The sequence below is a fragment of the Paenibacillus albidus genome (assembly GCF_014644435.1).
Lineage (GTDB): Bacteria > Bacillota > Bacilli > Paenibacillales > Paenibacillaceae > Paenibacillus_AQ > Paenibacillus_AQ albidus.
On sequence record NZ_BMKR01000016.1, the window covers coordinates 79,750 to 103,310 of the forward strand.

Here is a 23,561-nt window from a genome sequence, read left to right on the forward strand (position 1 = left end):
AATAGTAGAGGATAAATGATAAATAAAGCCGATTTCAATATACAGCTGCAGGAGGCAAGGCATATATGAGGAAGAGACGTCTACCATTGGCCAAAGCGATTGTAGGGGGGATGATCATTGCTGCAGCGATTCCGCCGGCGGTGTACTGGGGCTGGGATTACGCCTATGCGGCCACTACTTCGTCATCACTGCGCTCAGTGAGTGAGATGACGAGCCGGCTTACCGGTGCCATGACCAACCGCAGAGAGACTATAACCTTTACTTTTGAAGGGAAGACCGCTAACCTGAAGGCCCAGTTGCAGAAGGCTGTAGACCAGGCGATGGCAAGCGACCCTTACTTATATTATATTGTCGACAGTTACGGCTATTCTTACCGGGGAAGCACCCGCAGTGCAAAGGTGACGATTCAGGTGAAATACCGGGAGACGCTGGAGCAGACCGCTTTTGTGAACAAGCGGGTCAAAGCGGCGGTTAAGCAGATGATTACTCCGGGAATGAATCCCCATCAGAAAGTCAAGGCCATCCATGACTGGGTGGTGCTGCAGCTTAAATACGACACCTCTTACCGCAAATACACTGCCTATGAAGCGCTGCAGACTGGCAGCGCCGTATGCCAGGGGTATTCGCTGCTCACCTACAAATTGCTGCTGGAAGCGGGCATCCCGAATAAAATTGTAGAAGGAACCGCGAAGCCGGAGGGAGGACGCAGCCAGTCGCATGCCTGGAATCTGGTGCTGCTGGATGGGCGGTGGTATCACCTCGATACCACCTGGGATGACCCGCTGCCCGACAAAGCAGGGGCTGTCAGCACATCGTATTACATGAGAACCGATGCCCAGCTGCGGCGCGATCATACCTGGGTTAAATCCTACCCGGCAACTTCGGAGAGTTATCCTCAAACGTTGTCCGGGCTGGTGAAGAAAGGCGGAAAGGACACTGCGGTCTACCGGCAACTTCAGACCGAGCTACAGTACGGGTTGTATGAAGAAGAGCGAGTGGTCAGCTCCGCAGCCGGGATGGTTAAGCTGGCGGATATTGCGGCGGCTAAGGGAGATCAGTCCATATTATTCCGGTACCGGGGCAGCACAAGACAACTGGAAAAAGATCTGCAGGAGCTGTACACGCTGGGCTTGAACAAGTTGTCATATTCGACTACTCCTTTTGATAATACCGGCGATTTGAAGGTGTTTGTAACCTGGAAATAACCGGACCGGCTGCCGGAAGAAGTTTTCTTGGGACAGCCGGGGACCCTGGATCCGTGGGGAGATATTTTTTTCGTGAAAGGGCTTGCAAAAAAACAAAAGCCTGTGGTATATTTTAACTGTAATTTTTATCTAAACGTTTAGATTATGGCTGATGGTTGGCTGGGATACTTGGACAGGAGAATGGCAATGAGCAAAATCAGTATAAAGGATATCGCCCTCAAGGCAAATGTATCGATCGCTACGGTATCCTATGTGCTTAACGGCACCCGGAATGTGCGGCCTGAGACCCGCAGACGTGTGGAGGCAGCGATCGAAGAGATGAATTATAAACCCAACGATATCGCCAAAAGTCTGAAGCGGCAGCATACGAACACCATCGGTGTCATTGCGGAGGACATTACAGTGTTCAACGCACCGGATATTATAGACGGAATCAATGATTTCGGGGACCGGCATGATCTGCATATTCTACTGGTGAATCTGCGGCTGGATAAAAGGATCGGCCGTAATTTCAACGATGTGACGGCGTATCGGAAGTATGCTGCCAATGCCGTATCGGAGCTGCTGAGCAAGCAGGTGGACGGGATTATTTATATCGGTGTACATACACGTGATTTGACAGGATTAATCGACACCGAGGGGAAGCCGATTGTATACACCTACGGTTATACCAAGGATGATGTGTCCATCCAGTACAATGATGAGCAGGCTTCTTATGAAGCTATGGCTTACCTGATCAGCCAGGGGCATAGCAGAATTGCGATTATCAGCGGCCTGATGGATTCGATTCCTTCCAGGCTGCGGCTGAACGGCTACTACCGGGCAGTTACCGAGTTCCAGCTGCCGTTTGATCCGCTGCTGATCAAGATGGGGGATTGGGAGCGGGAGAGCGGCTTCCGTCTGGCCGCCGAGCTTCTGGCGATGCCGGAACCGCCGACCGCCATTCTGTCGATGAACGATGTAATGGCAGTTGGGGTTCTCCAGGCTGCAGCGGCCCAAGGCTTCAAGGTGCCGGAAGATGTGTCTGTAATGGGCTTCGACAACAGGGAGTTCAGCGATTACCTCACCCCCCGGATCACCACAATGAATCTTCCGCTGCATGAGATGGGGTACCAGGCGATTGAGACACTGTATCAGATCATTAACGGAAAAACATCCGATACACGGTTGCCGCCGCAATGCCAATTAATTGAAAGGGATTCTGTAGCTGCCCCCAGAACAAAGTGAAGGATCGGGCTAATACTCAATTATGGATTACAATTTAAACGTTTAAATTAAGAGGTCGGCAGGTGAAAGGGTGGCGGTATGACCAAACTTAGCAATGAGAAATACAGGCTGGAGTTCAATGAACACGGTGCCCTGCAAACCTTGGTATTGCAGGATGACCCCCATGCCATGAACTGGGTGGTGGACCCCGCTTATCTGGACAAGCTGGGATATCCCGATCAGGACAAGCTGTTCGGGGAATGGACGCTGCAGATGGACGGGAAAGAGGTGCAAAGCACCGCTTTGCAGCCGAAGATCGTGCGGGAAGGGGAGCACCGCGTTACGGTTGAATTTAACCATGAGCCTCTCTCGCTGAGACTTGAATATACGCTCGAGCAGGGTCGGCTGCTCTGGACGGTTGAAGCGCAGAACCGTTCGGACAGGCCGGTTACCCTGAACGGGCTGCATGTCTGGTTTCCGCTGTCCTCCATCATGTTCAGAGATAAGAATGTGCTGCGCAATATGCATGAATCCTGCGCAGTGTTCACTCATCTCGGGGGAGATTTTACGAAATTCGCAGCCGTGCGGCGCAGCAACGAAGCCCCGCATTTAGGGGTGTACGGTATCGAAGGCAGAACAGCTGCGGCAGGCACGTATTGCCGTTATAAGAATGCTTTTCTTGAGCAGGTCTCGCCCTCTCTTGACGGTCTGCTCTTCCACCGGCTCTCCTTGGTGGAGGATGGGCGCTCCATGGCGGAATCGGCAGCAGCCGACTGGATCTATGGTAACGCTTACTATCCGCTTGAGCTTGAAGCCGGGCGGCTGGTCCGCTGGACATATGTCATGTTGCCCTTCCGGAACATGGACGATTTCTACCTCCGGGGACAGGAGCTCGGGCATCCCCGCTGGACCTATACACCGGCGTTGCCCCGTGAAGGTGTCTTTCGGGCGGAGCTTGATCTCCCTGAAGGAGTATCCCTGAGCAAGCTGCGCCTGGTCAGTGCTCCAGCCGGTACCGGGGACCTCCGGGAAGAGGAGATTACACACCGGCTGCAGCCGGTGAATGAAGCTGGCGGGCGTTACAGGCTGTCACTGCCCCGTCACGAAGCCGGAGAACACAAGCTGGAGCTGTTCCTGGAGGACGGAAGGACGGATATCCTCGTCTGGAACGTGCTGGAGCCGATTCGGACCATGCTCGGCAAGCGGGCAGAGTGGCTGACTGCGAACAGCTACCTTGGAGAGGAGGCAGCTGAACGGCCGCATGCCTTCCGCCCCTTGTCCAACCAAGGGGAATCCCTGGGGAAGGTGGCCTTCCTGCTGATGAACAACAGGATGTCTACCGCAGTGCCGGAGCAGGTAGCCAAAGCGGAGGCGGCAGCGGTGCATGACATCAGGCAGCACTGGTTCGAGGCCGGCGACTTTTCGAGGCCGCGTCCGTTGTATGGCGATTTCTACCGTATCTATGATTTTGACTACATCGGTCATGTGTTTTATTTGTTATCGCAGATGGATGAGGATCTGCTTAAGCTGCATTCTCCCAAGGTATATCTGCAATGGGCCGCCGAGGTCATGTGCCTGCGGCTGGACCCGGAGTGCCACCCGGGACCCCGGGAGAAGGCGGAGAGCCGGCTTAACGGCATTTTTATCCTGTACCTGGAGGATTTGCTGCAGGCCCTGCAGCAAGCGGGTCTTACAGTGTGGCAGGAGCGCCTTCTGAAGCTGTGGGAAGGCTTCGGCAGAACGCTGGCGATGGACGCGCGGGGATACAGCGGAGCCATTACGGAGCATTTCTATGACAATGCCGGATTTGGTCCGACCTGCGAGACGTTGTGCCGCCTGGGGATTATGGATGAGGCCGGACGGTACGGTCAATTGGTGCTGGCCAATATCGGTTTCAGCAATGATTACCGGCTCCAGAATCCTGACCGCTGGTGGGAGGCGTTGTCGCCCATGATTCATTCCCTCTGGGGAGGGCTTGTGTCAGCTTCGGCACTGGCCGCTTACGAGCATTTGGGCAATCCGCAATATCTGGAAGCGGCATACCGTTCTACAGTCGCAGTATTTCATTGCTATGACTGGAATGTACGCTCAACTCCCCGCCGTCTCCAGCCCGGGGAAGCAGCTTCCACCTACAGCGTGTCGGCGCCCAATCTGAATATGCCCAAACTGTCGCGGAACCGCTTCGGTCAGTCGGTATTTGTCAGTGCGGAGGACCCGCTGTTCGCCTCCCTCTTCTCGGAATTGTCCGGTGATGACTGGGACATGGGCGAAGAGCTGGCGGCCTATCTACTCGGATTCGGAACTACCGCCTACCTTTACAGAGACAGCCGCGGAATTATGCGCTGTGTGAACGGCGACTTGACGGAGGAAGAAGGAGGCTTGACCATCACCAGCTATGCGGCTTATCCTTCCCGTTACGTGCTGCTGGAGGACGGGCTGGATTACCGGCTGCCGCAAGGCTCCCTGCAATCCCGGGTCCAGCTCAAAGATGGTAAATTCCGCATGCTGGAATAATCCGGTGCGGTTGTCCGGCCGGCTTTAATGACTTGATTGGATTCTGTTTTCTAAGATAAACGTTTAGAAGCAAGACTGGCGTTTACCTTGAAATGATAGCTTCACCACAAAGGGAGGACACAAAAATGAAGTTTGGGAAACGTAAGCTGGTTATGTCTCTTGCATTAACGATGGCGCTCTCTAGTCTTGCAGGCTGTTCAGGCAATGGGGGCAATGAGTCCGGCGGCAATGCGGCTCCTGCGTCACCCGCCGGCAACGGAGGGGAGGCAACCAAAGATATCACGCTGGAGCTGCTGTATTGGGGAGATGATGTTCAGAAAAAGCTGGTGGAGGCTACTGCGGAGAAGTACACCGCCGAAACGGGAGTCAAGATCAACGCCCAGGTGCTGCCGGCAGACGGCTCCTTCGATACCTTCATCCAGACCCGGCTGGAATCCGGGGAATTGCCGGACATCAGCTACATGGGGGAAGGCGACATTCAGAAATACAATGAAATGGGCATTCTTGAGGACATCACTGATCTGATGACTAATGGCAGCATTCCGGAGAAATTACCGGCTATCACCATCCATTCCCCTGAGCAGAAGGTTATCGGCGTAGGTCTGTCCAACCAGATGGAGCTGCTGTTCTACAGCAAATCCAAATTTGATGCAGCCGGCGTGCCTTACCCTCCAAGCAAGGTTGAGGAAGCTTGGGATTGGGACACTTTTCTGGCTAATGCGAAGAAGCTGACCACGGATACCAAAGGCAATACGGCTGCCGACAGCGGTTTTGATGCTTCAATGACAGAGAACTACGGAATCGGAGTCACAGCAGGCCGTGAATTTCATCATTTTTGGGCCGCATATGCCAATGGGGGCGGTGTGGTATCGCCGGATGGAGCAGAATTCCAGTGGGATTCCCCGAAGAGTGCCGAGGGCATTCAACGATTGGCCGATCTGGCCAATAAGGACAAAGTATCTTCAGCTTTTACGTATACCTGGAATTCCGGGATTGGTTCAGCCGTGGATGCGCTTAGCGGAGGTTATGCCATGGTCATCAGCGGTTCCTGGGACCTCGCCAACATCAATGGCAATGAGGATATCGGGGTAGGTGTACTTCCCAAAATGGAGAAAGCGGTTACTATGAACTGCGGTGCGCCACTCGTCGTCTACAATACCTCCAAACACAAGGAAGAAGCCAAGAAATTCTATGCCTACATGGTCAATCCGGAGAATAGTCTGGAGCTGCTCAAGACAGGGGCCTGGCTGCCTAACCAAGCGGACTGGTATACGGATGCCGCACTTGTTGAGAAATGGACCGCTGATCTGCCGGAAAGCGCCAAGGAGACCATTCTCAGCTACGCCACGACCAAAGACGCCATTGTCCAGTGGCCTGCCTATTATGTTCCTGCTTATCTCAAGATGAATACCGAATACGAGAAATCCATCGACCAGGCCTTGTCCGGCCAGAAAAGTGTAAAGGACGTCTATGATTCTATCATGCCGGCCATCAAGCAATTATGGGAGAGCGGCAAAGTATCTTAATTAAGCTTTCATTTGAAAAGAGGGCTATGGCTTATGAACCCAGAGAGCAAAACCGGTACGGCACCGGTTCCAGTCAAAAAGCAGATCGCCGGTTCCTCCAAGGAGGCGGTCGCCGGATATTTATTTGCAGCACCGGCCATTCTCGGTTTCCTCATCCTGACACTGTATCCGATGCTGGCCAGCTTATATTACAGCTTTCATAAAATTACGATTATGAGCGGCAGCCAGGTGATGGAATGGATCGGACTGGACAACTTCCGGTATATCTTCACCAATACAAGCTCTGAATTTAAGAAATCCATTACGGTGACGCTTCTGTATGCTTTCATCAATGTGGCGCTTGTGATCGGCTTTTGCCTGATCGTCGCCCTCCTGCTGAACCGCAAGTTCATCGGCAGAAATATGCTGCGCGCCATCTTTTTCCTGCCGTCTGTCGTGCCGATGCTGGCGACAACGATCGTGTGGCAGATGCTGCTCCAGAACCAGGCCAAAGGCGGGCTGCTCAACTGGCTGATGCTGCAGCTGGGTGTTGCTCCGGTGGATTTCCTGAACGATCCGGTGCGGATCTTTGAAACCCTGTTCATTATGAGCCTGTGGACCTGCGGAGGTACGATCGTTGTCTTTATTGCCACCCTGCAGGATGTGCCGGGAGAACTTCTGGAAGCCATCGAGATGGATGGAGGCAATGCCTGGCACAAGTTCCTGAAGGTCACCTATCCGACGATCAAGCCGGTGCTCTTTTTCCAGCTGATTATGTGTATGATGACCTCGATACAGATTTACACCCAAAGTGTTGTGCTGTCCCGAAACGGCGGACCCGACCGGATGACCTATTTTATTAACGTCATGATCTATGATCATTCCTTTGTTCAGACGGGTATGCGCGGACTGGCTTCCGCAGAGGCCTGGGTCGTCTTCCTGATTACGATGCTCATCACGGGAGTGCTCTTCTACTTTCAGGGTGCCTTCAAAAAGGATGATTCCATGGGCAAAAGAAAGCGGGTGCGGTAAATGGCGGCCTCACAAACCCTCCATTATGCAAGTATTAAGAAAGCAAAAAATAAAACAAAAGCAATAAATGCCGGGCTGATTCTGCTGTCCTGCCTGCTAGGGGTGGTCTTTGCGTTTCCGCTGTATTGGCTGCTGCGCGGGGCTTTTGTAAACCACTCGGAGATTCTGGCCCGTCCGCCGGTATTTTTCCCCGGGCAGCTGAATATGGACAACTTCAAGCTGGGGCTGGAGCGTATTCAATTCCTCCGCCAGTTATGGAACTCTGTCAGCATTGTGGTTCCGTATGTGATCGGTACGGTGCTGACGACCAGTTTTGCCGGTTATGCCTTTGCCAAGCTGCGGTTTCCGCTGCGCGGCATGTGGTTCGTGCTTGTCATCAGCACCATGATGCTGCCAAGCGCAGTCACCCTGCTGCCGCAGTACTCCATGTATACGTCGATGGGGCTGGCGGGCAAGCCGGCACTGATCATTCCCGCCTTTTTCTGCGCGGGAGGCAATGCGTATTTCGTATTTTTGCTGCGGCAGTTCTTCATGACGATTCCGGTTGAACTCAGTGAAGCGGCGAAGATTGACGGTGCGGGCTACTTCCGCATTTATTCCCGGATTATGCTGCCGCTCATCCGTCCGGCCATGATTGTAGTCGCTCTCTTCAGCTTTATCAACTGCTGGAACGAATTTTTCTATACGATGATCTATTTGAAATCGGAGGCGGATTATACGCTCCCGATGGGTCTGTATATCGTTAACGGGATGCGTATCCCGAACTATGAGCAGGTCATGGCGCTGGCCCTGATCGTAACGGCTCCCTGTCTGGTGTTTTTCCTGATTGGCAACAAATATTTTGTGGAAGGTATTACGTTGACCGGCATCAAGGGATAAATAAGGAGGAGATTCAGGGATGGTAACGAGGCAAAGATGGTACAGCAAAGCTTGTGTGGCAACTTTATGTGCAGCGGTCGTGATGGGTACCGGCGGGATGCCGGTATCGGCCAACTATACGACGGATTTTGACCATAAGGGAGTAGGAACCGACTATGGACAACCCGTATGGAAAGACGGCAATACGATCATCCGCGAAGGGGTGGACTTCAGCCAGGCAACGATCGGGGAAATGATGGAGGCGATCGAGGCCTTCGATTTTGACAAATTCGCCAAGGATAACGCCGATCTGCCGTGGCTGGATGCGCTGCTTGTGAATGAAGGGGTGATCCCCGATGATGTGAACGATGAGGGTGGAGCCAATACGCTTCTCAGCCGGGGCAACGCCCTGTATATGAAGACGCAGGACAACACGAAGCTGGGTTTTGTCGGCACCGTCCATTATGCCGATACGCTTAACCAGGACACGATGTACCAGATCACGCTCTCTACCGGCGGCGTGAACGAGCAGAAGGACTCACGCAAAAACTACCCCAGCCATATGAATCAGACCTATACCAGCGGGGGCCTTGAGATTAACCAGCGCAAATTCATCTCCAGCAACAACAGCGCTGTAACGCTGCTGCAGCTTAAGAATCCTACAGCCGGAGAGCTGAAGCTGACGGTAACGGTTAAATCCCCGTTTGTATCCCAAGCAGAACAGGATGAGCTGGTTGGCTACAGAGTAGCGGCTCCGCTGATGATCGGCAAGGCCGGGCAAAAAGTAGTAGAAGCCATGTCCTATGTAGATGTGCATCTGAGCGGAGACGGCATGACCCCATCCGGAAACACACTGGTCAAAGAAATCACGGTTCCTGCGGGAGGTACTGTAGACCAGAAGGTGGTTATGGGCTGGCTTGCGGAGGAGATTCCCGGCTCGAAGGCGGATTATGAGGAATTCAAATCCGCAGCGGGCAACGAAGAGGCTTTTGGCACTCAAGTCAAGGCCTACAACGAGTGGTGGGCCGACAACATTCCTTATATCGATATTCCTGATGAAAATGTAAAAAAGGTGCTCTACTACCGCTGGTGGTGTAACCGCTTTAATCTGCTGGAAGCCAATATTCCCGGCAATGACTGGCAGTTCCCGATGAACATGGAAGGGGTGCTCGGCTATAACAACGGCATCACGGTAAGTGTGCCGTGGGCGCTGCAGGATCTCAAATGGCTCCGTGATCCGTCCTATGCCTACGGAACCTGGCTGGCACAAGGGGAATACTCCGAGAATAAGAACTACAAGAACAACCCCGGACGCCCGAATATCTGGACCTGGGACATGATGCAGAACACCTCGCAGGTAGGCTGGGAGGCTTACAAAATTTACGGCGGCGGACCGGAATTGCTGAAGAAGTTCGCGGACTATTCGGCAAATGATGTGACGGGAACCCTGCAGCATTTTAAAGGCACGAATCCGAATCTGGTGTACTACAATCATGGCCCGATCACCGGCAACGATGGCGATACGGTATCGATGCACTGGAACGGCGGCGGCAACTTTGCCCGGCTGGACGGCTCAGCGACGACTTATGCCAACGCAGTGGCGGCAGCTAACATGTACGGGCAGCTTGGCGATACGGCGGGCAGAGACCGCATGAATACCATTGCCGGGAATATTCAGCAGGCTATTTTGTCGGAGATGTGGTACGGCAAGGCTGACTTCGACGGCGACGGGAAGGCCGATACGAATGGAACAGGCAGCTTTTTGCATAAAAAAATAGTCGGCGGCCAGGATGTGTTCAACCCGTGGCGGGATAACAATATGTTCGTGTTCAACTTCGGCGTGGTGCCGACGGAAGGACAAGCCGGATATCAAGCGGATTATTTAACGCAGCTGTCCGATTACGGCGACCCGAATTACTATCCGGTCTTTCCATTCTTTACGGCGGATCAGCACAGCATCATGAAGCGGGTAGAGGATTTCAAAAACGGCAAGACGGATGCCTTCGGCACGGACCAGTTCGCCTGGTGCAATTTCGGCAACTATATCAACACGGTCCGGGCGTCCCTGCGCCATTATCCGGTGAAGAATATCGACAGCAGTGTCTACCAGACTTTGTTTGACTGGGGCGCATGGCTGCATACGGTGGAACCGGGCAATACCGATCACCTGGATTCCAATGAATTCTTCTGGCTGGAGGATTATTTCTTCGGCACGCCTTGGACCAAGGACAATCCGCCCAATCCGAGCGGCAACATGGTACGGGCCTGGATTCACCACGATACGCTTGGCATGATGAATTACACGGTGCTGGAGGACATGGCCGGTATTCAGCCGAGAACGGATGAGAAGATTGAGCTATGGCCGCTTGAAGTGGACTATGACCATTTTGCGGTAGACAATGTGCGTTACCATGATGCCGATCTGTCCATCGTCTGGCAGGACCCGGCCAAATATAGTGATGCGAACCCGTATTACAAAGGAATTCCTGTAGGTTATTCGCTGTTCATTAACGGCGAATTGGTAATGACAGCCGATGAAATGTCGCATTTGATCTATGATACGGCCACAGGCAAGGTGGAGAAGCCGGCACAACAGGTTGCCGGGGCGGTTGGCGACAATTCGCAGACGGCCATCCTGTTCGAGAAGGGCAGTGCTACGGCACTTGCTACAGCCGATGCAACCTCTCTTACCGGCAATGTCAAAACTGTAGATATGTTTAACAAAGCGGGGGTTGACCTTGAGCATGACGGTGAGAATCTGGCCACTGCTGCGGGAACTACCGTTGAGACAACCTATATCGAGAATGGTTCAGATCTCCGCAATCTGGCGGACGGTTCAACCATCGCTTCCATCAATCATACCTCCAATACCGCTTTGTTCGGGGAATCCCCGAATGCGGAAGATGCAATCACCTTTAAACTGGGCGGTGAGCAGACGGTAGACAATGTGAAGGTGTACTTCTACAATGACCGCATGCTGAACGGTTATGGGACACCGCAGACCTTCGGCGTGGAATATCTGGATGCCGACGGTGTGACCTGGAAGCCTGTAGAGGGACAGTCCCGCTACCCGGATTATGTGGCCTCCAACTATAACAATGTAGAATTCCAGGCCGTGAACACTTCGGCACTGCGTGTCCGTGTGACGCATTCTCCGGAGCTTGCGACAGGCATCAAGGAGATTCAGATTTATCACAATAACCTGAATGTGACGCCGGACGCCAACCGGGCTCCAAAGGTTATAGTGGACTCTCCTGTCAAGGTAGAGCAGGGTGTGCCGCTGACCCTGGTACCGGCCATCACGGATGACGGACTGCCTAGCGGTAAGCTCACCTACAAGTGGGAGCGTACTGCAGGGGAAGGTGAAGTAGAAGAGCTCCAGACGGATCAGGCGGTCCTGAAAGCAATCTTCAAAGCGACGGGCGAATATACGTACCGCCTAACGGTCAGCGACGGAGACAAGGTGACCTCAATTGAGGTTCCGGTGACTGTGTTTGTGGCCACCGCCGAGCTGTCGGAGATGGTCTCGCGTTATGCGGACAAGGCTTCCGGACGAATTGTGCGGAACCCGGAAGACTTCATTCCGGAGACCTGGACAGCGCTGCAGGCCGAATTGACTGACGCCAAGGCGCTGCTCTCCAAGGGTAGCTATACTCCGGCGGAGATCAAGGAGGCTACCGATCAGCTGCGTGTTGCCATCGGTGCTCTGAGATACCGGAATGCGGGCCTGTTGGCTACACCAAGCGCTTCCTACACCTCGGCCTGGGAGTCGGTCTATGGGGTGAACGACGGATACATTCCTTATACTTCGGCCAGTATCGGGAATGGTGAAGTAGAGAAACAATACGGGAACTGGGGCGGGCCAGGCGACAGCCACTGGGTGCAGTATACCTGGAGCAAGCCGGTGAGCCTGTCTGGCAGCTCGATCTATTTCTACGATGATGGCGGCGGTATACAGGTGCCGGCCAGCTACAGCTTTGAATATTGGGATGAGGTTTCCGGCACTTTTGTTCCGGTCACCGGAATGAGCGGGCAGGACAAGAAGAAGGACGCCTTTAATGAAGTGACCTTTGATGAGGTGAAGACGGATAAACTCCGGCTGATCCTGAACAAAAGCTCAGCCGGAGCATGGACCGGGGTCAAGGAATGGCGGGCCCTCTCCGCCAAGCCGGAAGGTGAAGCTCCTCCCGAGGGGGCGCATGGGGCCATTGTAAGTATTGAGCAGATTGCTGTGAACACAACGATTAATGTCGTGCCGGTGCTTCCATCCAAGGTTACCGTAACCTATGCCGACCAAACGAAGGGTCTGGCAGATGTGGTATGGGACGAGATTCCGCTGAACAAGTTGTCTATTGCCACAGATTTTGTTCTGTTCGGCAAGGTCACAGGAACTGATGTGCCGGCGAGTGTCCGCATCAGTGTGAAATACGACAAAACCCGGTTAAAAACAGCCATTGATACCGCCGGAGCTCCGGAGGTCAATGAAGAGAACTACAGCGGAACCCCGGAACAATGGGCCGCGCTGCAAGCCGCGCTGGTAACGGCACGGGCTGTATACGGGGATGAGGGTGCCACTGAAGGCGATATCAACAATGCGTACAACGCCCTCAAAGCGGCGTACGAAGCACTGACTCCGGCAGCAGGCAATGATGCGCTGATTACGGGAATTACGATTCCCGGCGGCGTGCTCGATCAGGTGGGCCTGGAGATCATTGTGCCGGAAACCACTACACTGGAACAGTTAAAAGAAGGATTGACCGTGCGGGAGGGAGTTACCCTGGCGGTCTATCAAGAGGATGGCCTTACACCCGCCGAGCTGCTGCAGACCGGCTTTAAGGTGGCGGTGACCGGTCAGGACGGGGCACAGTCCCGTACGTATACCTTGACTCTCGCTGCCGTGAATCCGCCGGTGCTTACGGAACGGCTGAAGGCGAAGCTGGCCGAGGCACAGGCCCTGGATATGAAGCTGTATACGGCAGCCAGCCAGGAGGCGCTGGCCGCCGCACTGGCACACGCCAAGCAGCTGCTGGACCGCACAGGCGCATCCCAATCGGAGATTGATGCGGCCGAGGCACAGCTTGCCGCTGCCGTAGAAGGGCTGCAGCTGCTGCCAAGTGCGCAGCCAAGCCCGGTGCCTACTGCGACGCCGCAGCCGTCGTCCGTACCGACCCCCGCAACCGGCGGCAGCGGTGACGGTGGGTATACGCCAGTAGCCACGCCTAAGCCAAGCGCAGCGGCGACAGCGGTGCCTGCTGCCGTAAGTTCAGGCAGCATCGTACTGCAGCCGGTGACCGGTGCGGATGGCACGGTCAAGGTGGTGCTGGCCGCCGCCGACATTGAGGCGGCAGTCAAGGGCGCAACCGGCGGCACGCTGTCGGTTGTGATCAAGGCAGCGGCAGGCGCGAAGCAGACCGCTGTGGAACTTCCGCTGCAGGCGCTGGCCGCAGCGCAGGGCGTACAGATCGTCCGGCTGGAAGCAGGGGCGGCCACAGCGGCAATGCCGCAGAGCTTCCTGAAGGCGCTGGCCGATCAGGGAGGCCGGAGCCTTCAGCTGACCTTTGCTCCTGTGGAACGGGCCAAGCTGCCCCTGCAGCTGGGCAGTCAGCCGGGAGCTGAGGCAGCTGTCAGCATCCAGCTTAGTGTGGACGGCGTGGCATTGCCTGCTGATTCACTGGCCGGGCAAGGACCGAAAGCCTTGCTTCCATATCCCCTCAAAGCAGGTGAGAAGGCGCATCAGGTGGTTGCTTATCAGGTAGGCAGTTCCGGACAAGCAGAGGTGTCCGGCAGCAGCCGTTATGATTCCGATTCTGCAGCACTGGCCACCACTTTGAATCAGAACGGAATCTACGTTGCCCTTTATGCGCAGGTATCCTTCCCGGACATTGCTCCGGCAGCCTGGGCGGTAGAGAGCATCGAGGCACTTGCGGCCCGCGGTGCTATACAGGGAACGCCTGATGGCCGCTTCCACCCCGGCGGCAGTGTAACACGGGCGGAGTATATCAGCATTCTGATGAAAACCTTTGATCTGCTGGATGAGACGGCCGTCAGCTCTTTCGGGGATGTTAAGGAAGCTGCGTGGTACAGTGCAGCGGCTGCCAGTGCGCAGAAGCTGGGTATCGTGCAGGGAAAGACAGACGGAACCTTTGGCGGGAATGAGCGCATCACACGCCAGGAGATGGCCGTGATGACCTACCGGCTGGCGCAGCTTGCCAAGCTTCCGCTGGAGGGTACAGCCGGTCAACAGCCGGCTATAGCGTTTCAGGATGTGAGCCAGCTGCCGTCTTATGCAGCCGAAGCGGTGACAGCGATGGCCCGCGGCGGATTGATTAACGGCATGGCCGAAGGCAAGTTCGAGCCAAATGGTGTGGCAACACGGGCACAGGCCGCGGCCATCATCTACCGGCTGCTTGGTCTGACACCGTAATGCCAAAGGGACTCCGGTCCTGGCAGCGGGTAGAACCCCCGGGTCATCGGGCACGATGATAATCGATATATGAGATTATCCCTTAAGTAGAATAGTAGTCCCTCGAGGACTACACAAAAGAAGCAGCGATTCTCCGGTTCAATGGAGGATCGCTGCTTTGTTTTGTTTGTAGGGTGGATTGCGGCTTCGATCTTAATGAGTCACTTCACTGCACTTTATACATCAGGCACAGCGTCAACCCGGCTCATTTTCACTTTGACTGCATTTGCTGCATCAGGAATTGCAGAAAGGGCCGATAAACGCCGGTTGTCTGAATTTCCACTGTATAAAATACATCAGAATGGAATTTTGAACCATTCCAGAGCGATTCTACTGCACTAAATACATTAGAACTGCTTTAAGAATACTTGACTACTGCTAGCCCTCGTGTGTGCTCAGATCACACTTATCCAGCGGGACAATGCTGCTTTTTCTGAACCAGCCATAGCCGAGCCAGATCAATGCGAACAGCGGAAGGCTCACATAGGAGACAAGAATCCCGTACCAATCGATACGGCCTCCGGTGAAGGCGCCGAGATTCTGACCCAGGATGGCAACGATGCACAGCACAAGGGCAAACAGCGGACCAAACGGGAACCATCTAGCCCGGTAAGGCAGTTCATCCAGCGAGTGTCCCTGTGCGACGAACGCGCGGCGGAAACGATAATGGCAGACGGCAATGCCCAGCCAGTTGATGAAGCCGCACATCCCTGAGGCGTTGAGCAGCCAGTTGTACACCGCGCCATCCCCGAAGAAGGAGGCCAGAAAGGCCAGCATGCCGACGGCTGTGGTGACGAGCAGCGCGCCGACGGGAACCCCGCGGCGGTTGAGCTTGCCCAGTGCGCGAGGGGCCATGCCGTCCTTGGCCATGGCATACAGCACCCGGGTAGAAGCGTACATTCCGGAGTTGCCGGCAGAGAGGACGGAGCTAAGGATGACCGCATTCATCACGGAAGCTGCAATGGCAAGTCCGGCTTTGTTGAACACAATCGTGAACGGGCTGACACCGATATCATCAATGCCGCCGCGCAGCAGGTCGGGATTGGTATAAGGAATCAGCAGCCCGATGACCAGGATGGCCAGAATATAGAAGATAAGGATGCGCCAGAAGACCTGACGGATGGCCAGCGGCACATTGCGGCGCGGGTTCTCGCTTTCCCCGGCAGCGACGCCAACCAGCTCGGTTCCCTGGAAAGAAAATCCTGCTGCCATGAAGACCCCGACGAAGGCGAAGAAGCCGCCGTGGAAAGCTGTGCCGCCCAGCGTGAAGTTGCTGAAGCCTGTGGCCTCGCCGCCCATGATCCCGAAGATCATCAGAACTCCGACAACGAGGAATACAATAACAGTAATGATCTTGATAATGGCGAACCAGTATTCCGATTCACCGTATCCCCGCGAGGACAGGAAGTTCAGGCCGAACATCAAGAGCAGGAAGACCAGGCTCCAGAGGAAGGACGGGCTGTCCGGGAACCAGTATTTAATGATGACCGTTGCGGCAGACAGCTCGGCTGCGATGGTAACCGCCCAGTTGTACCAGAAGTTCCAGCCAATGGCGAAGCCGAAGGCCGGGCTGACGAAACGCGTGCCGTAGGTGCTGAAAGAGCCGGAATCCGGCAAATAAGTCGCCAGCTCTCCAAGACTGGTCATAAGGAAATAGACCATAATCCCGACAGCCGTATAGGCCAATAGTGCGCCTCCCGGGCCCGAAGAAGCAATGGCTCCGCCGCTGGCGAGGAACAGGCCGGTTCCGATGGAACCGCCGAGCGCGATCATGGTTAAATGTCTGGCCTTGAATGTTTTTTTGAGGCCGGGGCTGCCGGCCTGGCTGCCCTTTACTCCTTGCTGCTTGCTGTTCATACAAATAGCTCCCCTTAATATGTGTTTGAGTTCATGAACGTGAATAGGGAATGCTGAGCGATTTCTGACGAGGTTCACCTTCAAAAATGCACAAAAAACCGCAGACGGTATCTGCGGTTTGGTAGCTACAGCTCCGCCTCAACCTCCCTGAAAAGATAGCGCAACACGCTGCTTCCCGGCTTGTGCCAAAAAAGCAGTGTGACAGTTCCGTGCCTGTTCGGCAACGGCCCCAACCCGCACCGCTGTGAGAGCGGCGGTGCGGGTTTCGGCGGATATCCCTTTCGGCAGCGATTCACAGACGGCTCTTGAACGTCTCCACGCGCTTACTCTTCATATCCGCGACCTCTACCTCACCGGATGTGATGAGGCTATCTTTGAAACTTGCTTCATTCGTTTATAAACACAACAGAAATTAGTATAAAGCAACTTGTGTACCCAGGCAATGACAAATAACGGAAGGCTTATATTAATTGCGGCGGCGTTCAGACATTTGCTGCCAGACGGTGCCCGCAGCCTCTTCACCGGAAGCAATCCGCTCCAAAGCCATTCTGGCCTGCAGGCCAACCTCGAATTCAGGATCATCTGCTGCCAGCGTCAGCGCATCCTGAGCTTCGGCTGTGCCGACCTCATACAGGAAGCGGGCTGCCCGCCAGCGGACCAGCTTGCTGCTGTCGCCGAGCGCCGCTGTCATCACCGGGGTGGCGGCAGGGTCGCCGATGTCGGAGAGAGTATCGCCCGCAGTCCGCCGCACGGCGGGGGCGCTGTCCGCCATCGCTTCGTAGAGCAGCTCCATCGCTTCAGGGGTGCGCAGATCGCCCAGGTAGACCACAGCCAGCCTGCGGATCTGCAGCTTGGCATCATGCAGCGCGGCAGCAAGCTCCGGCAGCAGCTCTGCCGTTGGTGCAAGATCCTCCAGCGCAGCGTAGCGCATGCGCCAGTCCGCGCTCTTCAGGTCTCGCAGCAGCTCTTCCTGGGACCGCTTGTGCCGCTGCTCGACGAACTCGCCGGCGGTTCCGTGCGCAATGGCTTGCTGCACGAGGGAGTCGAGGCGTTCCTGCGGATACGCCGCTTCCAGCTCCTGCTCCACCTCGCGGGCGATCTCCGCGGGCTCGCCGTAGCGCACGCCGTAGTCGGTGAGCTTGCGCTCCTTGATCATCACGGCGCTGGCCACATCGGTCACCGCTTTGGTGAAGCGGCTCGCAAGTGCAATACGCTCTTCCTTTGCGCCGGTCTTGACCCGGATCTGAATCGGAATGCCGCGGAACATCTGCACGAACACCTGGGCTTCGCCGAAATGCGCTCCCGCATGCTCATCGGTCAGGTTGAGGTCGTCGGCCAGTCCTTCTCCGCTGCCGAAACGGCTTTGGACCTCGCGCAGAATGGCCGCCCAGTCGGCGCTGCCCTTGCGTTCCAGCGCCGCGAAATCGGCGGCATGGTAGATGCTGGTGACGCCCGGAATGCTCAGCATATCCCGCGCCCAGGCAGGGGCGGAACGCTGGCTCTCAGGCGTGTAGGTACGGCGGATGCCCGGCTCCAGACTTTCGTCTAGATGAAGCTTCATCGTATTTGGACTTGGCGTCGGTTCTATAAATGTAATCTTCATACGTGCTCCCCCTCATTTACGGCTGTGCACCGCTGTCTTTATCCGCATTTTACCTCATATCCTGTCCCGAACACAAAGCAGTGCGGGGGAATGCTGCGCTTAATTCGAATTTTAAACGGGTAAAAGTTGTATGATAAGGATGGCATCACTGACCACAGGTATCCGTTGCCGTGAATAAGACAAGGATAAGGAATAGCAGATGGATACCGGCCGGAAACCTTTTTAAAGGAGAGAGATTGTCATGCCCAAGATCCGTTACAATAATATAGATAATGTCAGTACCGATAAAACGTTAAAACAAATTCGTCAGTGGCGGGAGGAACGCCGCCGCAAGCGCAAGGATTATTCATATAGAGTACCCAATGTTCCGCCCAGACTTTCCTATTTGGCCGATAACCGGCTGGAAACTACCATTACCTGGATTGGACACTCGACGTTTTTTCTCCAATATGAAGGGATGAATATTATTACCGACCCGATCTGGGCCGGAAGGCTGGGGGTGGAGAAAAGAATCGGACCGCCGGGAATCCCGCTGGCAGAAATGCCGCCGATTGATCTGATCCTGATCTCGCATTCGCACTACGATCACCTGCACATCGCCTCCATCCGCAAATTGTACCGGGCGGAGACCCGAATTATTGTCCCGGTCGGGCTGAAGCGAAAAATGCTCCGCAAAGGCTTCCGCAACTGCGAGGAAATGCAGTGGTGGGAGGAGCTGACGCTCTCGAACATCAAGCTGTCCTTTGTGCCGACCCAGCACTGGTCACGCCGCACGCCTTTCGATACTAACACTTCGCATTGGGGCGGGTATGTGCTGGAACCGGCGCTGCCGCAGAACCATCCGGCGGCTGACGGCGGCGGTGAGAAGCACAAGCTGCCGCCTAATCTGTATTTTGCCGGGGACAGCGGTTATTTTCCCGGCTTCAAAGAGATTGGAAGCCGCTTTAAGGTCCACGTTGCCCTGATGCCGATTGGCGCTTACGAGCCGGAATGGTTCATGACCTCACAGCATGTGAACCCCGAGGAGGCGGTGCAGGCCTTCATCGATGTTGGCGCAGAGCTGATGATCCCGATGCATTTCGGAACCTTCAGGCTGGCCGACGATACGGCGCGGGAAGCTTTGGACCGGATGGAGATCGCCCGGGCCGGGCACGGGCTGGCGCAAGAACAGATTCGTACGCTGGATTATGGCGAAACACTGATTGTCCATCCTGAGGCTAGATCGGAGGGGCAATGAGGAAGAAACTGCGCATACCTGTTGGAATAGGCTATTTTACGGGCTATTGGCCGTGATTTTATGCTATAATGAGCCGGAACCCTAAGTGAAAAGGATGGTAATGCTTAATGATTAGTACAAGCGGCGTAACACTCCGCTACGGAAAACGCGCACTTTTTGAGGACGTAAACATAAAATTCACACCAGGTAACTGTTACGGTCTGATTGGTGCCAATGGTGCCGGCAAATCAACCTTTCTAAAAATTCTGTCGGGAGAGATTGAATCGAACTCCGGTGATGTTCATATCACACCGGGAGAACGGCTCGCTGTCCTTAAGCAGAATCACTTTGAATACGACGAGTTCCCGGTGCTGGAGACAGTGATTATGGGGCATACCCGCCTCTATGAAATCATGAAAGAAAAAGATGCCTTGTATGCCAAAAGCGACTTCTCCGAAGCCGACGGCCTGCGTGCCGGTGAGCTGGAGGGCGAATTCGCCGAGCTGAACGGCTGGGATGCCGAGCCGGATGCTGCGGCGATGCTGATTGGCCTCGGGATTATGCGCGAGCTGCATGACAAGACCATGTCTGAACTCAGCGGCAATGAAAAGGTGAGGGTGCTCCTGGCCCAAGCCCTGTTCGGGCGTCCAAACAACCTGCTGCTCGATGAGCCTACCAACCACTTGGATCTTGAATCCATTGGCTGGCTGGAGAACTTCCTTATGGACTATGAAGGCACTGTTATTGTCGTATCCCATGACCGTCACTTCCTGAACAAAGTATGTACGCATATCGCAGACATTGATTTTGGCAAAATTCAGATGTATGTCGGCAACTACGATTTCTGGTACGAGTCCAGTCAGCTGGCCCAAGCCCTGCAGCGGGATTCGAATAAGAAAAAGGAAGACAAGATCAAGGAATTGCAGGCCTTTATCCAGCGTTTCTCGGCCAATGCGTCCAAATCCAAACAGGCGACTTCACGTAAGAAGCAGCTGGAGAAAATTACACTGGAGGACATCCGTCCGTCCAACCGGAAATATCCGTTCCTCAACTTTAAGCCTGAGCGCGAAGCCGGTAAGCAATTGCTGACCATTAGCGGCCTCAGCAAAGCGGTTGACGGCGAGAAGATGCTGGATGAAATCAGCTTTGTGGTGAACAAAGGCGACAAGATTGCTTTTGTGGGACCATACTCCCAGCCGAAATCTCTGTTGTTTGACGTGATTATGGGGGAGAAGGAAGCGGATGCCGGAGAATATGCATGGGGGGTAACCACTACCCAGGCGTATTTCCCGAAAGACAACTCCAAATATTTTGACGGTGTGGAAATGAATCTGGTGGAATGGCTGCGCCAGTATTCCAAGGACCAGGATGAGACCTTCCTGCGCGGATTCCTGGGCCGGATGCTGTTTGCCGGGGAGGAAGCCTTGAAGAAGGCTAGTGTTTTGTCAGGGGGCGAGAAAGTTCGCTGCATGCTGGCCAAAATGATGCTGAACGGCGCAAACGTGCTTGTGTTCGATGAACCGACCAATCACTTGGATCTGGAATCCATCACGGCGCTGAACAACGGGCTGATCGATTTCGACGGCACCATTTTGTTCACTTCGCATGACCATCAGTTCATTCAGACGATTGCCAACCGGATTATCGAGATTACTCCAAACGGCTTGATCGACCGTTCGATGAGCTATGATGAATACCTGGAGAATCCCGAAATCAAGGAATTGCGCCAGCGTATGTATCCTGTAGAAGTATAACCGACATCTGAATATAAATAAGAAACGGCTGCGTCTTCCCTAAGGAATAACGCAGCCGTTCTTTGGTGTGGGGCTTCAAAATTAGCTGATTTAGGACCCGCCGGTACGGCGGCGCTGATTATTGGGCTTTTTGTTGTTTTGGCTTTTTAACGGTTTGGCGGAACCGGCCTGAAATGTAGAGCCGGGTTTGGCTGAAGACTGCTGTTTCTTCTGCTCCAGCTTTTTGCGGATGGCATCGGCCAAATTAACTTTTGGTTTTTCGTTGTTCTCGGTCATCATGTTACCTCCTTTGAAGCAAGTCCTTGGCTTTATTCTAAAGGTTTTTAAATGCGGCTACAAGGGCAAGAATAAATGAAAGCAATGTTTGCCGGACTGTGCGGGGGTGGTAATCATAAGTAATGGCAACAACAGGGGGAGTGGCTGGTTATGGCGGATATTTACGAAGATATACGAAAAGGCGAAAGAGGGGCCTGGATCAGCATTGGAGCTTATCTGATCCTGTCTTCTTTTAAGCTGGTGTGCGGCTATTGGTTTGCTTCGAGTGCGCTGCTGGCCGATGGCTTCAACAATCTGACAGATATTGTGGCTTCGGTGGCTGTATTGATCGGCCTGCGCATTTCGCGGAAACCGCCTGACGCCGATCATGCTTACGGGCATTTTCGTGCCGAGACGGTGGCGGCGCTGCTCGCATCTTTTATTATGGCCATGGTGGGAATTCAGGTAATTATTGAGGCCGTCCGTTCCATGTTCGAGGAGAGCAAGGGAATTCCGCAGATCTGGTCCGCCGGCGTAGCCTTGATCTGTGCCGTAGCTATGCTGGGTGTCTATGGGTATAACAAAAGACTGGCCCGGCAGATTAACAACAGTGCGCTGATGGCTGCGGCCAAGGATAACTTCTCCGATGCCATGGTGAGCATAGGGGCTGCCATCGGGATTATAGGGGCCCAGTTTGGTCTGCCGTGGGTCGACTCTGCGGCTGCGGTGCTGGTGGGTTTGCTGATTCTCAAAACGGCCTGGGATATTTTCCGGGATTCCACCTACCGGCTGACCGACGGGTTTGATGAGGACCGGCTGCTGGATTTGCGCAGTACCATCGCCCGTACACCCGGTGTGGAGAATATTAAAGATATGAAGGCACGTGTACATGGTAATCATGTTCTGGTGGATGTCATTGTGGAGGTGGATGCCGATCTTACTGTAATGGAAGGACATGACATCAGCGAGTCGATTGAAGAACGGATGCGCACCCTGCATAATACGATGAATGTACAGGTTCATATCGAACCTAAGTCGTAAGACACCGGACTGTATTTCCAATTTATTGAATTTAAAACCAAATGCAAGGAGAAATCAAGACTATAGACCTGTATTTTCCCATAAGTTGGCAAGCTTTTTTATGAAATTTGGGGCATGTTCCATATCCCGGGCAGGCCTATAATGAGGGCAGAAAGCAACAAGCGTTGCGCGCACCTTTGTTGGATTTCTCAATAAGCTTGTTCGGGGGAACGGAATGATCAACTCACATAAGCAACTTACCAGAGCACTATTGGTCTCAGCCGCAATTGCCGTTAACTTTGGAATGTTCAATCAGCCGTCGGCCTTTGCCGATTCGGCCCCTTCCAATACAGCAGCGACATCTGCACAAACAGCCATCATTGAGTCATCAGTGCGGCTTCGCGGGGCACCGTCCACCAGCGGAGAATTCATGAAGTACTTGAAAAAAGGCGAGATAGTGACTATTCTTGAGAAGACGAATAGTTATTGGTATAAAGTAAAAACTTCGAATGGGGATATCGGATTTACAAGCTCCGGAGACCGGTATATTTCGCTTCAAACCGGCAGTGGAAGTCCGGCACCGGCGCCATCGGTCCCGGCACCAGCGCCTTCGGCACCTTCCCAATCCGCAGTTATTGAACGTGTCATTACCGCTGGCATGGGGTATCTTGGCACACCGTATGAATTCGGTTCAAGCCGCAGCAGCACAAGCACCTTTGACTGCTCGGATTTTATCAGGCAAATTTTTCTTGATGCAGCGAATCTGAAGCTGCCTGCCGATTCACGGCAGCAAGGAGATTGGGTGAAGCAGAACAGTGCAGCGATTCAGGATATTTCCGGTCTGAAACGCGGAGATCTGATGTTCTTCATGAGCTACAGAGGCAGCTCGGCATCCGCTTATGCGGGCGTGAACAAGTCTACGGCCAGAATCACGCATGTAGCGATGTATCTGGGAGATGGACAGATTCTGCATACTTATTCCGCGTCTTCCGGTGGGGTAAGGGTAGATAAACTAAGCGCTTCTTGGATGAATCGATTCCTTTACGGGGGTTCGGTCATCCGCTAACATATAC

Annotated in this window: 14 protein-coding genes and 1 riboswitch; of the genes, 11 read left to right on the top strand and 3 right to left on the bottom strand. The window is 54.2% G+C overall.

Annotated features, from left to right (window positions below):
• Positions 1 to 65 precede the first annotated feature (65 nt).
• The 7 genes from IEY53_RS18960 to IEY53_RS18990 all read left to right on the top strand — a co-directional run bounded on the left by IEY53_RS18960 (position 66) and on the right by IEY53_RS18990 (position 14,744).
• A complete protein-coding gene (locus tag IEY53_RS18960; RefSeq protein WP_189027738.1) occupies positions 66 to 1,205 on the top strand; it encodes a transglutaminase domain-containing protein in 1,140 nt (379 codons plus the stop codon).
• A 186-nt stretch (positions 1,206 to 1,391) separates the two neighbouring features.
• Entirely contained in the window at positions 1,392 to 2,432 is a 1,041-nt protein-coding gene (locus IEY53_RS18965; protein WP_189027740.1) for a LacI family DNA-binding transcriptional regulator, read from the top strand.
• 78 nt (positions 2,433 to 2,510) lie between these two features.
• On the top strand, positions 2,511 to 4,925 hold the full coding sequence (locus IEY53_RS18970) for a hypothetical protein (RefSeq protein WP_189027741.1): 2,415 nt from the start codon (positions 2,511 to 2,513) through the stop codon (positions 4,923 to 4,925).
• A gap of 125 nt (positions 4,926 to 5,050) precedes the next feature.
• Positions 5,051 to 6,451, top strand: a complete 1,401-nt coding sequence (locus IEY53_RS18975; protein WP_189027743.1) for an extracellular solute-binding protein — start codon at positions 5,051 to 5,053, stop codon at positions 6,449 to 6,451.
• Between the two features lie 33 nt (positions 6,452 to 6,484).
• Complete coding sequence (locus IEY53_RS18980) at positions 6,485 to 7,462, top strand: carbohydrate ABC transporter permease (protein WP_189027745.1); 978 nt, start codon at positions 6,485 to 6,487, stop codon at positions 7,460 to 7,462.
• Positions 7,463 to 8,341, top strand: coding sequence for a carbohydrate ABC transporter permease (locus IEY53_RS18985; RefSeq protein WP_189027747.1), 879 nt, complete (start codon positions 7,463 to 7,465; stop codon positions 8,339 to 8,341).
• Between the two features lie 19 nt (positions 8,342 to 8,360).
• A complete protein-coding gene (locus IEY53_RS18990) occupies positions 8,361 to 14,744 on the top strand; it encodes an S-layer homology domain-containing protein (protein ID WP_189027749.1) in 6,384 nt (2,127 codons plus the stop codon).
• A 417-nt stretch (positions 14,745 to 15,161) separates the two neighbouring features.
• On the opposite strand, the gene IEY53_RS18995 is transcribed toward IEY53_RS18990, so the two are convergent.
• Entirely contained in the window at positions 15,162 to 16,640 is a 1,479-nt protein-coding gene (locus IEY53_RS18995) for an amino acid permease (protein WP_189027751.1), read from the bottom strand.
• 148 nt (positions 16,641 to 16,788) lie between these two features.
• Positions 16,789 to 16,996: riboswitch (Lysine riboswitch) on the bottom strand.
• Between the two features lie 110 nt (positions 16,997 to 17,106).
• Positions 17,107 to 18,243 carry a conserved virulence factor C family protein gene (locus IEY53_RS19000; protein ID WP_189027753.1) on the bottom strand — a complete coding sequence of 379 codons (1,137 nt, stop codon included), beginning with the start codon at positions 18,241 to 18,243 and terminating at the stop codon, positions 17,107 to 17,109.
• Positions 18,244 to 18,484: 241 nt separating this feature from the next.
• Between IEY53_RS19000 and IEY53_RS19005 the strand changes: the two genes are divergently transcribed.
• A complete protein-coding gene (locus IEY53_RS19005) occupies positions 18,485 to 19,480 on the top strand; it encodes an MBL fold metallo-hydrolase (protein WP_189027755.1) in 996 nt (331 codons plus the stop codon).
• A 107-nt stretch (positions 19,481 to 19,587) separates the two neighbouring features.
• Entirely contained in the window at positions 19,588 to 21,213 is a 1,626-nt protein-coding gene (locus tag IEY53_RS19010) for an ABC-F family ATP-binding cassette domain-containing protein (RefSeq protein WP_189027757.1), read from the top strand.
• A gap of 90 nt (positions 21,214 to 21,303) precedes the next feature.
• Here the strand turns inward: IEY53_RS19010 and IEY53_RS19015 are convergent, their stop codons facing one another.
• On the bottom strand, positions 21,304 to 21,489 hold the full coding sequence (locus IEY53_RS19015) for a hypothetical protein (RefSeq protein ID WP_189027759.1): 186 nt from the start codon (positions 21,487 to 21,489) through the stop codon (positions 21,304 to 21,306).
• Between the two features lie 150 nt (positions 21,490 to 21,639).
• Here IEY53_RS19015 and IEY53_RS19020 point away from each other — a divergent pair, with 150 nt between their 5' ends.
• The gene (locus IEY53_RS19020; RefSeq protein ID WP_189027761.1) at positions 21,640 to 22,509 is read left to right on the top strand and encodes a cation diffusion facilitator family transporter; all 870 of its coding nucleotides are present in this window, start codon (positions 21,640 to 21,642) and stop codon (positions 22,507 to 22,509) included.
• Positions 22,510 to 22,723: 214 nt separating this feature from the next.
• A complete protein-coding gene (locus IEY53_RS19025; protein ID WP_189027763.1) occupies positions 22,724 to 23,554 on the top strand; it encodes a C40 family peptidase in 831 nt (276 codons plus the stop codon).
• Positions 23,555 to 23,561: the final 7 nt, after the last annotated feature.

Excerpts from the sequence above, each read along its gene's own strand:
- IEY53_RS18960 (WP_189027738.1), top strand. The coding sequence starts at position 66 with ATGAGGAAGAGACGTCTACCATTGGCCAAAGCGATTGTAGGGGGGATG.
- IEY53_RS18965 (WP_189027740.1), top strand. The coding sequence starts at position 1,392 with ATGAGCAAAATCAGTATAAAGGATATCGCCCTCAAGGCAAATGTATCG.
- IEY53_RS18970 (WP_189027741.1), top strand. The coding sequence starts at position 2,511 with ATGACCAAACTTAGCAATGAGAAATACAGGCTGGAGTTCAATGAACAC.
- IEY53_RS18975 (WP_189027743.1), top strand. The coding sequence starts at position 5,051 with ATGAAGTTTGGGAAACGTAAGCTGGTTATGTCTCTTGCATTAACGATG.
- IEY53_RS18980 (WP_189027745.1), top strand. The coding sequence starts at position 6,485 with ATGAACCCAGAGAGCAAAACCGGTACGGCACCGGTTCCAGTCAAAAAG.
- IEY53_RS18985 (WP_189027747.1), top strand. The coding sequence starts at position 7,463 with ATGGCGGCCTCACAAACCCTCCATTATGCAAGTATTAAGAAAGCAAAA.
- IEY53_RS18990 (WP_189027749.1), top strand. The coding sequence starts at position 8,361 with ATGGTAACGAGGCAAAGATGGTACAGCAAAGCTTGTGTGGCAACTTTA.
- IEY53_RS18995 (WP_189027751.1), bottom strand. The coding sequence starts at position 16,640 with ATGAACAGCAAGCAGCAAGGAGTAAAGGGCAGCCAGGCCGGCAGCCCC.
- IEY53_RS19000 (WP_189027753.1), bottom strand. The coding sequence starts at position 18,243 with ATGAAGATTACATTTATAGAACCGACGCCAAGTCCAAATACGATGAAG.
- IEY53_RS19005 (WP_189027755.1), top strand. The coding sequence starts at position 18,485 with ATGCCCAAGATCCGTTACAATAATATAGATAATGTCAGTACCGATAAA.
- IEY53_RS19010 (WP_189027757.1), top strand. The coding sequence starts at position 19,588 with ATGATTAGTACAAGCGGCGTAACACTCCGCTACGGAAAACGCGCACTT.
- IEY53_RS19015 (WP_189027759.1), bottom strand. The coding sequence starts at position 21,489 with ATGACCGAGAACAACGAAAAACCAAAAGTTAATTTGGCCGATGCCATC.
- IEY53_RS19020 (WP_189027761.1), top strand. The coding sequence starts at position 21,640 with ATGGCGGATATTTACGAAGATATACGAAAAGGCGAAAGAGGGGCCTGG.
- IEY53_RS19025 (WP_189027763.1), top strand. The coding sequence starts at position 22,724 with ATGATCAACTCACATAAGCAACTTACCAGAGCACTATTGGTCTCAGCC.